Source organism: Vibrio sp. TRT 21S02 (genome assembly GCF_050113675.1).
GTDB lineage: Bacteria > Pseudomonadota > Gammaproteobacteria > Enterobacterales > Vibrionaceae > Vibrio.
This window is the reverse complement of sequence record NZ_JBNJOI010000020.1, coordinates 1-13,936: the sequence shown is the minus strand read 5'-3', so window position 1 is coordinate 13,936 and position 13,936 is coordinate 1. Positions and strand designations below refer to the sequence as shown.

General features: G+C 47.2%; 10 protein-coding genes and 5 tRNA genes. 11 read left to right on the top strand and 4 right to left on the bottom strand.

Annotated features, from left to right (window positions below):
• Nucleotides 1-27 precede the first annotated feature (27 nt).
• Genes vmeD through ACQEXU_RS18955 form a run of 3 tightly spaced genes read right to left on the bottom strand, consistent with a single transcriptional unit; the run spans nt 28 to nt 4,870 of the window.
• Entirely contained in the window at nt 28-3,150 is a 3,123-nt protein-coding gene (gene vmeD / locus ACQEXU_RS18965; protein WP_427011917.1) for a multidrug efflux RND transporter permease subunit VmeD, read from the bottom strand.
• Nucleotides 3,151-3,161: 11 nt separating this feature from the next.
• On the bottom strand, nt 3,162-4,268 hold the full coding sequence (locus ACQEXU_RS18960; RefSeq protein WP_427011916.1) for an efflux RND transporter periplasmic adaptor subunit: 1,107 nt from the start codon (nt 4,266-4,268) through the stop codon (nt 3,162-3,164).
• 20 nt (nt 4,269-4,288) lie between these two features.
• Nucleotides 4,289-4,870, bottom strand: a complete 582-nt coding sequence (locus tag ACQEXU_RS18955) for a TetR/AcrR family transcriptional regulator (RefSeq protein ID WP_427011949.1) — start codon at nt 4,868-4,870, stop codon at nt 4,289-4,291.
• A gap of 169 nt (nt 4,871-5,039) precedes the next feature.
• On the opposite strand from ACQEXU_RS18955, the gene rep reads away from it, so the two are divergent.
• The 6 genes from rep to ACQEXU_RS18925 all read left to right on the top strand — a co-directional run bounded on the left by rep (nt 5,040) and on the right by ACQEXU_RS18925 (nt 12,279).
• Entirely contained in the window at nt 5,040-7,055 is a 2,016-nt protein-coding gene (gene rep / locus ACQEXU_RS18950; RefSeq protein WP_427011915.1) for a DNA helicase Rep, read from the top strand.
• Nucleotides 7,056-7,324: 269 nt separating this feature from the next.
• Nucleotides 7,325-7,768 carry a prepilin peptidase gene (locus ACQEXU_RS18945; protein ID WP_427011914.1) on the top strand — a complete coding sequence of 148 codons (444 nt, stop codon included), beginning with the start codon at nt 7,325-7,327 and terminating at the stop codon, nt 7,766-7,768.
• A 238-nt stretch (nt 7,769-8,006) separates the two neighbouring features.
• A complete protein-coding gene (locus ACQEXU_RS18940) occupies nt 8,007-8,534 on the top strand; it encodes a HugZ family protein (protein WP_367987622.1) in 528 nt (175 codons plus the stop codon).
• A 120-nt stretch (nt 8,535-8,654) separates the two neighbouring features.
• Nucleotides 8,655-9,044, top strand: a complete 390-nt coding sequence (locus ACQEXU_RS18935) for a YbaN family protein (protein WP_367987621.1) — start codon at nt 8,655-8,657, stop codon at nt 9,042-9,044.
• Nucleotides 9,041-10,633, top strand: a complete 1,593-nt coding sequence (locus ACQEXU_RS18930) for an ABC transporter ATP-binding protein/permease (protein WP_427011913.1) — start codon at nt 9,041-9,043, stop codon at nt 10,631-10,633. The genes ACQEXU_RS18935 and ACQEXU_RS18930 overlap by 4 nt, the downstream gene beginning before the upstream one ends.
• Nucleotides 10,630-12,279, top strand: coding sequence for an amino acid ABC transporter ATP-binding/permease protein (locus tag ACQEXU_RS18925; protein ID WP_427011912.1), 1,650 nt, complete (start codon nt 10,630-10,632; stop codon nt 12,277-12,279). The genes ACQEXU_RS18930 and ACQEXU_RS18925 overlap by 4 nt, the downstream gene beginning before the upstream one ends.
• Nucleotides 12,280-12,329: 50 nt before the next feature.
• Here ACQEXU_RS18925 and ACQEXU_RS18920 read toward each other — a convergent pair whose 3' ends face one another.
• Nucleotides 12,330-12,743: a c-type cytochrome gene (locus tag ACQEXU_RS18920; protein WP_427011948.1), complete on the bottom strand. Its 414-nt coding sequence runs from the start codon at nt 12,741-12,743 to the stop codon at nt 12,330-12,332.
• A 292-nt stretch (nt 12,744-13,035) separates the two neighbouring features.
• On the opposite strand from ACQEXU_RS18920, the gene ACQEXU_RS18915 reads away from it, so the two are divergent.
• From ACQEXU_RS18915 to ACQEXU_RS18895, 5 genes are all read left to right on the top strand, one after another.
• Nucleotides 13,036-13,112 (top strand) — tRNA-Arg (locus ACQEXU_RS18915).
• Nucleotides 13,113-13,150: 38 nt separating this feature from the next.
• Nucleotides 13,151-13,226, top strand: a tRNA-His gene (locus ACQEXU_RS18910).
• Nucleotides 13,227-13,281: 55 nt separating this feature from the next.
• Nucleotides 13,282-13,358, top strand: a tRNA-Pro gene (locus ACQEXU_RS18905).
• Between the two features lie 66 nt (nt 13,359-13,424).
• Nucleotides 13,425-13,500 (top strand) — tRNA-His (locus ACQEXU_RS18900).
• A 73-nt stretch (nt 13,501-13,573) separates the two neighbouring features.
• Nucleotides 13,574-13,650, top strand: a tRNA-Pro gene (locus ACQEXU_RS18895).
• Nucleotides 13,651-13,936 lie beyond the last annotated feature (286 nt).

The window sequence follows — 13,936 nt, the reverse complement described above, 5'->3', positions numbered from 1 at the left end:
CTTTTGTTCTATGGCTGTCCTAACGCATTATTGCTGTTCGGCAATTTGGCGCTGTGCCGCTTTTGCTTCATCAACACGTGCTAGCTTTTCCAGATCTTTGTCTTCAACAAAAACAGGTAGTGGCTTGTGTTTCTCAGCAAGGTAGCTGTAGATCACTGGCAGTACGAACAGAGTGAATAGGGTACCAATCGCTAGACCTGCCACGATAACAATACCGATACTAAAGCGCTGAGCAGCACCTGCACCAGTTGCGTACATCAGTGGGATCAGACCAGCAATCATCGCCGCTGTCGTCATTAGGATTGGACGTAGACGAACTTTAGCAGCTTCCATTACCGCATCAATCCGCGATAGTTTGTTGTGGAGCTGCTCTTCTTTAGCAACTTCACAGATCAAGATACCGTGCTTGGTGATAAGGCCCACAAGGGTGATCAAACCTACTTGCGAGTAGATGTTCATCGTTGCCATACCCCAAGCCAATGCAATCAAGGCACCACATACTGCAAGTGGTACTGAAACCATGATAACAATTGGATCGCGGATGGATTCAAACTGAATAGCCAATACCAAGAAGATGATGGCAAGTGCAAGGCCGAATGTGGCGTATAGCGCACTACCTTCAGTCACAAACTGACGAGCCTCACCCATGTAGTCATGGTTGTAACCCGTAGGCAGTTTGGTTTCCGCAATGTTCTCAAACCAGTTAATCGCATCACCCATCGCTGTGCCCGGTGCAGGAACGGCACCGACAGTCGCAGAGTTGAGCTGGTTGAAGTGAGGCAGTGAGCGAGGCTCAGCCACAACATCAATGGTGATCAAGCTGCCCAGAGGAACGGCTTTACCATCAGCTGCGCGAACATAGTAGTTCTTCATCGACTCAGGGTTTAGACGCCACTTACGTTCAACTTGTGGGATCACTTCGTATGAACGGCCGTTAAGGTCGATACGGTTAACGTAGCCATCAGCCATCATGGTACCCAATGTCACACCGATGTCTTGCATGGTGACGCCATAAGCACCCGCTTTGTCTTTATCGATCTTGATTTTCATCGTCGCAGAGTCGTATTTCAAATCGAGATCCGAGTAGACGAACATCGGGCTGGATGTCACTTCGGTCAAGATATCGCTTGCGATGGTGTACAAGCTTTCAAAGCTGTTTGGTGTGGTAACAACGAACTGGATCGGTAGACCAGAACCCGCGCCTGGTAATTCTGGCATCTGGAATGCCGTTACCGCCATGCCTGGTACATCAGAAACTAAGCCACCGACACGTTTAGTGACGTCAGCTTGGCTTGCTTCACGTTGACTCCACGGCTTGAGGGTTGCTAGACCAAACGCTTGGTTTGAATTAGGCACACCAGTAAACACCTGCGCAAACTCAACTTCTGGCTGATCAGACAGAATCTTGTTCACATCATTCATGGTGTTTTGTAGGTAATCAAGGTTCGCATTTGAAGGGCCTGTACCCATCAAGACCACCACGCCTTTATCTTCTGAAGGTGCCAGTTCACTTGGGATGAACTTAAACAGTACAGGTAGAGAGGCGAATACGATCAGTGCAAAAGCGATGACAACAGGGCGATGAGCCATGACAGCTCGTAGCATACCTTCGTAGCGGTTGGTCATGCCTTCAAGTACATGATGCACTTTTTGCTCGAATTTGCTTGGCTTTTCATTCGCCTTCAACATTTTCGAACACATCATTGGTGAAAGCGTCAATGCCACGATACCAGAGACGAATACCGCACCGGCAAGGGTTAGGGCAAACTCTTTGAACAGTGAGCCTGTGATACCACCCATCAATGCGATTGGCGCATATACCGCACCCAGCGTTAATGTCATTGCGATAACAGGAACGGCAATTTCACGTGTACCAATGATCGCAGCGCGGAATGGTGATTCGCCTTCTTTCAAATGACGGTCCACGTTTTCCAATACCACGATGGCATCATCCACTACCAAGCCGATAGCCAGAACCATTGCAAGGAGTGTCATCAGGTTCCAAGAGAATCCCATCCCTTGCATCACCATCGCCACACCAATCAGTGAGAGTGGAATGGTAACAATTGGGATCACGACTGCTCGGAATGAACCAAGGAATAGCGTGATCACCACCAATACGATCACTGCCGCTTCAATGATGGTTTTGATAACTTCGTGAATCGACTCGTTGATTGCAATGGTTGAGTCGTACATCACGTTCATCTTGATGTTGCTTGGAAGGTTTCGCTCTAATTGAGGGAGCAGATCCAGCACATCCGCAGCGATGTTAATTGGGTTGGCACTTGGTGCCGCGTTAATGGCAGCAACAACTGCTTCTTGTCCATTCGCACTGGCACGGTAAACATCGTGGCTCTTCTCTAGCGTCACTTTGGCGATATCACCCAAGCGGATCACTTCGCCTTCACCTGATTTTACAACCAGATTTTTCAGCTCATCCACGTTGGATACTTGAGTATCTGCGCTGCCGTTGTAGAGCACGAACTCACCAGTAACCTGACCTGTTGCTGACTGGTAGTTGTTGGCATTCAACACACCCATGACATCTGTTGCCGTCAGTTTGAGTGCTCCCATTTTCGCAGGGTCTAGCCAAACGCGAAGTGCGTATTTCATACCACCGTATAAGTCCACTTTAGAAACACCATTGATGGTGAATAGCTGTGGGTTAATTACACGTTCAAGGTAATCGGTGATCTGACTTGAAGATAACTCATCGCTGGTAAAACCAATGTACAGTACCGCGGTGGTTGCACCGGTCGACATGGTTACGGTTGGGTCCTCTGCTTCTTTAGGAAGTTGAGAGCGTACCGAGTTGGTTTTTGCCAGAATGTCAGACAGTGCCGCATTCGGATCGGTATTGAGCTTCATGTTCACCGTGATGGTGGATTTACCCAACACCGACTGGGAAGTCATGTAGTCAATATTGTCTGCCTGCGCAACGGCCTGCTCCAATGGCTGAGTAATAAAGCCTTGGATAAGGTCGGCACTGGCACCGTAGTAACTGGTTGTCACCGTCACGACGGTATTTGTCATTTCAGGGTATTCACGAACCTGCATTTTGAACACCGCTTGTAAACCAAGCAAAGCGATCAAAAAGCTGATCGATACCGCTAAAACTGGACGTTTTATAAAAACATCAGTAAAGCGCATGATGCCTCCAATTACAGCATTGGTGTTTCAGCTGGTGGGGTAGTCGCATCACTTTCGACAATGCGAACCTTAGCGTGGTTACTCAAGCGAACCTGACCAGTGGTGACCACTTGATCGCCGACTTTCACACCATCAAGGATGTGTGCAATGTCTTTGGCACGCTCGCCAACTTTCACCACTTGCTGCTTAACGCGCTGCACGCCATCTTCTTCAGAGATGATGTATACATTGTCGCCGTATAGCGTAAAGGTGATTGCCGTTTGTGGCAGAGTGACCTGATTTTCCAGCTTAGGCAGAATGATGTTTGCACGCGCGAACATACCACTGCGCAGCTTGCCGTCACTATTTGGAATGTCTGCTTGAACTTGAATCAAACCACTTTGTACGTTAACCGCAGGTTCAATCGCGGCAATTGAGCCTTTAAATGGGCTTTGTGGGTAGGCATCAACAAAGATATCAACGGACTGGCCAAGGCTAATGCGTGAGATGTCGTTTTGAGGCACGGTGAAGCGTAGGCGCATAACACTGGTGTCTTCTAGGCGAACGATATCGCTACCTGCTTGTAGGTACTGACCTAGGTAAACATTACGAATACCAATGACACCAGAGAAAGGTGCTTTAATTTCACGGCGGTCAATAGATGCGTTCAAACTTTCAATGTCGGCTTTGAGGGAGAAGTAGTTCGCTTCTGCTTCATCATACGCTTCTTTTGAAATAGAGCCTTTTTTGAACAGGCCTTTGTAGCGTTTGTATTTGGCTTCGGCTGCCGGCAACTTCGCTTTTGCACTCTTTAGGTTTGCTTTCTCTACTTGAGAGTCGAGCATCACTAGAGGTTGGCCTTCTTTCACTTGTGTACCTGACTCAAAAGCAATCTCGTCAATGACACCACTGGTTTCATTGGCAATTGTGACGCCTTGGTTAGGTTCGATAAAACCGATCGCTTCGATAACAGGCACCCAGTCTACGGGCTTAACTTCTGTGACCGTAACAGGGAACTCTGGCTCTGGACGATTAGCCATATACTCAGCAATTTTTTGCTGTTTGAAGAGATTGAAACCTATCACACTGCCAAACAGCAGCACGGCGATAAGTAACATAAAGAAAGTCCACTTTTTCATTCTGATCAGAACTCCAAGTATTAATGTTGAATAATTGCATCCCAACTGGCTTCAATTGCAGCGTCCAGCGCAGCAGCATCCAGCTGATAAAATCCCAATGCATGTTTACGTGCTAAAGCGACACTTGCTTCAAAACTCAATCCAGATAGGACCTCATTCGCAAGTGGTTTGAACAAGCCTTGCTCTTTGCCTTGGTTAAAGAGCAGATCTACTTGGGCAAACATATCGCGTTCAAGTTCCTTTGCTTTACAACAGTCGGTATAAGGCAAAGACTCATATTGAACACGATTGCTGATGGTTGCGAGATTTGAGCTAGCGAGATTCCAAATATTAAGCCACATCGTGCGATAACGCTCTTTGAGGGGCATATCTTCGGTCACACCGCTTTGCACTGCTGTCGCAACACGACGTGCAACATGCAGACGTACTTCATCAAGGAGATGCTCTTTATCGGAAAAATAGCGATAGATAGTGCCGGCAGCGACCCCCGCTTCAGCGGCTAACTTTTGCATAGAAAGGCCTTGAAAGCCTTGTTCTGCAATCAGTTTTTCCGCTGCTGAGAGGATTTGCTCGTGCTTATCCATCTGGCTGTTATTGGACATAATCGCGCCACCAATGAATGAACGTTCATTCATTATAGCTCAAACTCTACCCATATATGCAACTGTCTTATACGCAAATTTGTGTAAATTCTTGTCAATGTGAACGTAGCATTCAGGCTGTTGCAGGATTATGATAGGCGCCATCTTATTTTCCAGTTCCGAGAGCGCAATGAAGCTGAACCCAAGACAAGATGATGCGGTGAAATATGTATCTGGTCCATGCCTAGTATTGGCTGGGGCCGGATCAGGTAAAACCCGTGTCATTACCAACAAAATCGCTTATCTGGTTCAGCAGTGTAATTACAAGGCACGTAACATCGCGGCGGTGACCTTTACCAATAAAGCAGCTCGTGAAATGAAAGAGCGTGTTGGTCAGACTTTAGGTAAGAATGAATCCAAGGGCTTGATGGTTTCTACCTTTCATACCTTGGGCCTCAACATGATTAAGCGTGAGTATAAAGCGCTGGGTTTAAAGGCGGGTTTTTCGCTGTTTGACGATCAAGATCAGTTAGCGTTACTGAAAGAGCTGACTGAAAAACAGCTTGATGGTGACAAAGATTTATTGCGCCAGTTACTGAGTACCATTTCAAACTGGAAAAATGACATGTTGACGCCAGAGCAGGCAAAAGCCCACGCTCAAGGGGAACAGCAACAGCTGTTTGCTTTCTGTTTTGAGATGTATCAAAAGCAGATGAAAGCATATAACGCGCTCGATTTTGATGATTTGATCGCATTACCTGTATCGCTATTGCGCAGCAATGAAGAGGTGCGTCAACGTTGGCAAAACCGCATCCGCTATTTATTAGTCGATGAATACCAAGACACCAACACCAGCCAGTATGAACTGGTGAAATTAATTGTGGGTGAGCGTGGTCGCCTGACGGTGGTTGGGGATGATGATCAGTCTATTTATTCATGGCGCGGGGCAAAACCACAAAACTTGGTGCTGTTGGGGGAAGACTACCCAAACCTGCGTCTGATTAAGCTGGAGCAAAACTACCGTTCGACGAGTCGAATTCTGCGTGCTGCTAATATCTTGATCGCCAATAACCCGCACGTGTATGAGAAATCCCTGTTCTCTGAGATCCCAGATGGTGAAAAACTCAAGGTCTTAATGGCGAAGAATGAAGATCATGAAGCTGAACGTGTTACTGGTGAATTGATCGCGCATAAATTCCTTAACCGTACTGACTACAAAGACTATGCGATTTTGTATCGTGGTAACCATCAATCGCGCTTGATTGAAAAGTCACTGATGCAAAACCGGGTGCCGTATAAATTATCGGGGGGCACTTCATTCTTCGCACGTGCAGAAATTAAAGACATCATGGCGTACCTGCGCGTTTTAGTGAACCCAGATGATGACAATGCATTTTTGCGAATCGTGAACACGCCACGTCGTGAAATTGGTCCCGTGACATTAGAAAAGCTGGGCAGCTATGCCAATATGCGTGGTAAAAGCCTGTTTGAAGCCAGTTTTGAAATGGGTTTAGAGCAGCATCTTACCGGACGCGGCTTGGAAACCTTGCGTCGCTTTACGGCTTGGCTAGTTAAGATTGCGGATCAAGCTGAACGAGGAGATACAGTCGAAGCCGTGCGTTCATTGGTTCGTGATATCCATTATGAAGATTGGCTCTATGAGACCTCTGCCAGTCCGAAAGCGGCTGAGATGCGAATGAAAAACGTATCGGATCTCTATTCTTGGATCGTGTCGGATTTAGAAGGCGACAATTACGATCAGGAAGAAAAAACGCTGAAGGAAGTGGTTCAACGGTTAACCTTACGTGACATGATGGAACGTGGTGAAGAAGATGACGATAGCGATGCGGTGCAGCTAATGACGTTACACGCATCAAAAGGTCTCGAATTTCCTTACGTTTATCTGATTGGCACTGAAGAGGGGATTTTACCGCATCAAACCAGCATTGATGAAGATAACGTTGAGGAAGAGCGCCGCTTAATGTACGTGGGGATCACCCGAGCACAGCGTGAGCTGACCTTTGTGATGTGTAAAGAGCGCCGTCAATTTGGTGAATTGATTAAGCCCACCCAAAGCCGTTTCCTCGATGAGCTACCTTACGATGATGTGGAGTGGGAGCAGGTGAAAAAGCCTGTGACTCAAGAAGAGCGCATGGCAAAAGGGCAGGCACACATTGCCAACTTACGATCGATGTTTAAGAAGTAAAAAGAAACCGGCGTTAGCCGGTTTTTTATTGGCTGATGGTTATGTAAATGAGGTGATTGCCTTAGTGAAAGAGGGCCGTCAACGCGATCATTTAGTGGCTGTCGTTCCATAAATATCTGTAACAAAAAGCGCTGGTTAGTATTGATTTTATAAATAATATTAATAATAATTCTCATTACTATATGGTTATGAGTATTTATTAATGGTTGTCATCGCATGAATGACGCAGTTTGGGTCATCATCGCCGCAAAATATCCGGAGCAGAGCTCATGTTGACTGGATGGTTACTGTTGGCATTGCAACTGATGACAATGGCTGTTTTGGCCGCTATTGCACTAAGCGATCTTCGTCACCGCCACGTTTCCCATCGGCTGCTGTTTGCTCTGTTGATCCCAATCGTTATGACCACCCCATTTAATGTCGTCGGCGCACTCATTAGTGCTGTGATACTTGGTTTTGGTGTGGTGGCATTGCATTACCGGTGGTTAGGCGCAGCAGACAGCAAACTATTAGCGCTTTGTGCTTATGGTGCTGCGGAGCAATGGGGCGAACTATTGCTCCAAACCGCATTATTCGGCGGTGTGCTGAGCGTGCTGTGCTTAGTGCACAACCACTTTGCTCACCGAGGCTGGATCGCACAGAAATCGGTTAAGACGGTGCCTTATGCGATTGCGATTTCCGGGGCGTCATTAACAACTCTTCACTATTTATAGTACTGACTCACTTAAAACATCCACCTCAAGAACTCACTCATGTGAGCGGGCTTTGTGTACCTGCTATGTTCAGGACTGATGGTGAGTCGCAATCGTATGCGTCGGTGCAAGACGCACTCAATAGAGGATTCTCGCTGTATTGTGCCTAAGAGAGCAGTACAGCGCTTCAATGGTCTCACGACAAGTTATCACCAACTCATAAAAGGTTGGTGGAATATCACCATACAAGGAAATGGTTATGCCTTATCGCAAAGAGCAGCTAGAGCGTTTACCTGCTCGTATTCAGGCGTTCGTTACTCAATTTTCTACCGCTCAACTAGGAACGGTCGATGCATCTGGAACCCCCCTCGCTAGCTATGGCCCATTTATTCGACACGGAAATGACTTTGTAATGCTACTGAGTACGGTCTCAAAGCATGCACGTAACCTTCAGCAAATACCCAAGGCTTCATTGATGTTGGTTGAACCAGAAGAACAAGCCCGTCATCTGTTTGCGCGAGAACGCCTGATCATCGATTGCGATGTCATTGTGGTTGATAAACACTCTCAAAGTGCCATGCCGTTGAAGCAGGAAATGCGTGACACCTTCGGTGAAATTGTGGATCAGCTGTGTGGTATGAAAGATTTTACTTTTTATCGTTTTGTGCCGAAATCAGGCAATTACGTTAAAGGCTTTGGCCAAGCCTTCCAGCTTGATGAACAGTTACAGCATGCAGTTCATCAAACTGAAGGCCATACCGAAGAAGAACAGGCCGAACCTGCTTAACCGATAGGTGTGAAGGAAACTTCACACCTTTTTTATAACAATAGCGCTAAGTGATCACCACTAAGGCGCAGTCTGAGCCAGCCTTCATGACGATACATAATGAACAGAATGAATTGGAACATGATTAAAAGATATGCCTTTTTAACTATCGGAGTCAGCGCGACCGGATTAGGTATGATCGGAGTATTCGTCCCGTTACTACCGACCGTCCCTTTTGCATTGCTGGCCCTGTATTGCTTTAGTGTCAGTTCACCACGTTTTCAGGCGTGGTTACTGAGGAGTCGCTTATTGGGGCCAACATTGCAGAATATTAAAGACAACCGTGGCCTGACTATTTCAGAAAAAATCCGAGTGCTCTTGATTGTGTGGGGCTCGATATTGGCGACGGTGATCTGGTTATTGGATGAACGCCCTTCCGCCCAAGTGACCTTGATTGTCATTGCGGTGATAGAAACGTATGTGATATGGCGTTACAAAACGCGCTCTGCCCAGAGTGAGGGCGCATCATGATTGGGCCAATTCCCCAAACCGCCAAGCGCTGGTTATTGGGTACGGTTGCCAGTGGTATCTTGGTTATTTTGGGTCTAGTGGGTCAATACTGGTTGGTGAGCCGTGTATTTGCTGATGACTTTCAAAGCATGGCGGGGTGGGTGATTCTGGCGGCAGTTGTGTTACTGGCAGGCCGTTTTTTGATCATCATTGGCCATCGCTATCTCGGTTCGCATACGGCATCTGAAGTGAAACGAAGCCTCCGAGCCGAGCTTTTGGATAAATTGGCTCAGCTTAAACCGAACCAAATGACCCCAGAGCTGCGAGGCAAACTCAGCTATCTGTTGGGTGAAGGTGTCGAAGTACTCGATTTATATTGGGGTTTGTTTGTACCACAGTTTTTTATCGGCCTACTTGGGCCGTTACTGGTGTGTGTGTTTATTGCATTTATCGACCCATTTTCTGGGTTAGTGTTATTGCTGATGATCCCACTTATTCCGGCGATATTGATGCTGGTGTTTAAGCGCTTCGCTGCTGTTAGCGCCACCTATAAGCACAACTTGGCTTTATTGACGGAACTCTTTACTCAAAGCTTGCATGGCTTACCTGTGCTCAAGCTATATCAATATTCTAAACGTTGGGGCAGGGAAATTGAGTCACATGGAGAGCAATTACGCCGTTCGACCATGTCGCTTCTCAAAACCAACCAACTGGTGATTTTACTGGTGGATTTGTTGTTCTCGCTGGGCACAATCATTGCCGCTTCCTTGTTGGCGATCAGCCGGTATCAATCGGGTGTCATTGACGCTCCTTCTGCTGCATTTATCATTTTAGCCAGTGTTGAATTGATTCGTCCGCTGTCCTTAATGGGGGCATTTTTCTTTGCCGGCGCGCTAGGTCGAGAAGTTCAGACTGATGTTCAAGCAGTACTCTCTATGGCAAATAATGAAGATTGCCGTTTGTTGCCTCATAGTCCTAATGTTGTGTTGGACATTCATGGGCTCAGCTTTGGCTACTCCAAGCAACCCAAATTATTTCATAAGCTTGAATTGACCGTTTATCAGGGTGAGCTGGTGGTATTAAGGGGGCCAAGTGGGTGCGGCAAGTCGACACTGTTCAAGTTGATCCGCGGCCAACTGCAACCAGACAGTGGCATCATTACCCATCAATCTATGGGCTACCTGCAACAAATGCCGTACGTCTTTAATGGTAGCTTGGCGGATAACTGTCAGTTAGCGGCGCCTGATGCTTCGCAGCAAGATATCCAAACCGCATTGAGGAAATGTGGATTGGAGGACTGGTTATCGCAACCGAATGCATTGCAAAGTCAGCCGGGCGAAGGTGGGCAACATATTTCGGGTGGGCAAGCTGCGCGGCTGGGGCTATGTCGTGCTTGGCTATCAGGGCATGCGCTGATGTTACTCGATGAGCCAACCCGCCAATTGGATGAACACACCGAGCAGCAAGTCTTGGATACATTACACCAACTTAAGCAAACTACTGGCTTGCTGGTGATCAGTCATTCGCCTGCGGTGATCGAGCGTGCCGATCGCGTTATTGATGTACGCGACTGGCAAAGTCAAACAAAACTAACGGAGGTCCGAGTATGATGATCCGCACGCTACTCAACCTTGCTCGGCCACACCTCTGGCCATTGATGATCTCATTACTATGCCGCGTCATGAATCAGCTTGGGACTATCGCTATTCTCGTGGTGGCAGGCCACTATGCTCAGGCGTTGTTTACAGGGGAGGCGAGCGCTATATGGGAACAGCTGCTTTGGCCACTTTTATGGATTGGTATTGGCAAAGCATTTTGCCGCTACGCAGAACAGTTGTCTGGACATAATGCGGCATTTCGAATTCAGGAGGATTTGCGTAACCGTATTTACTGGCAACTTGAGCAGCAAGCTCCAGACAACATTCATGCGTTGTCGACAGGAGAGCTCACTGCGCGCGTGGTGTCAGATATAGAGCGAATCGAAGTATTTTATGCGCACACCATCGTGCCTGTTTTGTCTGCCGTGTTGGTGTCATTGATGGTCACACTCTATGGTTATCAGCTTGGGGGCACGATGGCTGCTGTTAGCCTATTGAGTCTGCTTGCTTTAGTTGGAGCGGCGATCCCGACATACCATCTGCTCCGCTATGGAGAACTGGGGCAAAATATCCGTCAGCAATTCGGTCAGTTAAATGTCACGTTAACGGATGTCGTGACTGGCATTAATGAAATACAGAACTGGCAAGCAATGCCATTCTTTAAACAGCAGGTTGCTAAACAAGGTGCTGCGTTACAACAGTCGCACAGTGCGCTAGCACGTCGCAATGGCATCAAAGATGCGATGACGGACGGTGTTATCGGTTTAGGTTTCGTTGGTTTATTGGTGGTTGCTTGGTGGCAAGAAGGTTCAACAACGCTCACGGCTCTACCGGTTCTCTGTTTGTATGCCGGGGCGTTTGGCCCTGTATTGGCATTGACCCGTACCTTTGAAGACTTACCACAAACCTTTCCGGCGTGCCGTCGTGTGTTAGCGATGCTGCAACCAATGGTGAGTGATGATGTAAATCCGATAAAAAGTGATTTTATACCAGCTGATGACAGCCCATTAATTGCAGTGTCATCTCTTTCTCATCGCTACCCGAATAGCAGCCATTGGTTATTTAAGGATCTGTCACTGACGCTATCATCATCCCGCCATATGGTGATCCAGGGAGAAAGTGGCAGTGGAAAAACCTCATTGCTGCGTTATTTAGCAGGGGTATACGTCTGCCAAGACTCACCGGTAACGCTAAAAGGTCACCCTATGACAGAACTAAGCCGAGTAGAGCTTTGGCAGCAAATCAGTTATGTCCCTCAACAGACGATCATTTTCCCAGCTAGCCTGCGACATAACTTGTCATTGGGGCAACGCTACAGCGATGCTATGTTGTTGGAAGTGTTACAGCTTGTCTGCCTTGAGCCGATGTTTCATTTACTGGCAAACGGATTAGATACCGAACTAGGGCTCAATGGAGCAAGAGTAAGTGGTGGAGAAGCACAGCGAATTGCCTTGGCAAGAGCGATCTTGCGTGATACCCCCATTTATCTGTTGGATGAAGCATTCAGTGCACTAGATAAAACGACAGAGGCTACCATTCGTCAGCGGTTGACTCATCGTTGGAAAGATAAGTTGGTGGTTGAAGTGGCACATCAGCCGAAAGGGCTGAGTGCGTCTTGTGAGCTTTGGAAGATGCAAGATGGGCGTTTAATGATATAACTAAAGAGGGCTTGGTGTTGACCAAGCCCTCTTTATATAAGCAGAGATAATTACAGATCTTTAATCATGTGCTCGATAGCGGCGATGATTTCATCGTCTGAACAATCCATACATGAGCCTTTGGCTGGCATGGCATTGAAACCATTGATCGCGTGATCGGCGAGTACATCTTTACCTTTTGCGATACGTGGTGCCCAATCTGTTGCATCACCCGTTTTCGGTGCGCCACTGACGCCAGAAGCATGACAAGCGACACAGAAAGTGCCATAAACTGATGCACCATCACGAGGACCAGTAGGCTCAGCGACAACAGGCTCTGAACCGGCTAGGTAAACATCACCGACAGGCTTTATGCGTTCAGCAATAGCATCATATTCTTCTTGGCTCACACTCGCTGCAAAAGAGGCGCTAGAAAAGGTTAGTGCAGCGACAAAAGCGGTTACGATTTTTCGAGACATATCCATTAAACTCACTTTACATTCCTGACGGTAAGTCGATGCTTACCTAATTATTAGAGGTGTTAAATCGATTTATAGCGCAAAAAGCTGTTAAATCAATGTAAATATTGGGTGATTATATCCTGATAACTTGTTGCAATAAACAACAAGTTAAGACCATCAAGGGGGTTATCACTCATGAAATAGGTCTTTGTCACACTTTAATTGCCCAAAAAGGCGTCAAACGATAAAAAAAGTTGAAAAAGTACTAGACGCCATAGTGTGATATACGTATTATTCCACTCCGCCGATAGGGCATGCGCCCGTAGCTCAGCTGGATAGAGCGTTGGCCTCCGGAGCCAAAGGTCGAAGGTTCGAATCCTTTCGGGCGCGCCATTTTCGCCTCGGAGGATAATATCGGTAAAACTACAGTGGTGGCTATAGCTCAGTTGGTAGAGCCCCGGATTGTGATTCCGGTTGTCGCGAGTTCAAGTCTCGTTAGCCACCCCATTTATTCAGGTAGCTTTGCTCCCTTTCTTGATGAAAGTCGAGATAAAACATAAGTCGGTGAATAGCGCAGCTTGGTAGCGCATCTGGTTTGGGACCAGAGGGTCGGGGGTTCGAATCCCTCTTCACCGACCACTTTTTATTTGTTCTGGCGATTAGCGAGAGCAAAACGGCAACAGCCGGTTGATACAAAATTTGATGGTGGCTATAGCTCAGTTGGTAGAGCCCCGGATTGTGATTCCGGTTGTCGCGAGTTCAAGTCTCGTTAGCCACCCCATTATTTCTCTTTAATAAAGAGTGGTAGCTTTACTTGCTTCCTTTCTTGGTGAAAATCGAGATAAAACACAAGTCGGTGAATAGCGCAGCTTGGTAGCGCATCTGGTTTGGGACCAGAGGGTCGGGGGTTCGAATCCCTCTTCACCGACCACTATTGAAGCCCTAGTCGAAAGACTAGGGCTTTTTTGCTTTCTTGCGTTTGATTTTTGATTCGAACCAAGATGGGGTTCGCCTGATGTTCAGAATATGGCTCTTCACCGACAACTACTGAGGCTTTAGTCGAAAGACTAGGGCTTTTTTACTTTCTAGCGTTTGAGCTTTGATTCGAACCCAAGGTGGGGTTCGCCTGATGTTCAGAACATGGCTCTTCACCGACAACTACTGAGGCTTTAGTCGAAAGACTAGGGCTTTTTTACTTTCTAGCGTTTGAGCTTTGA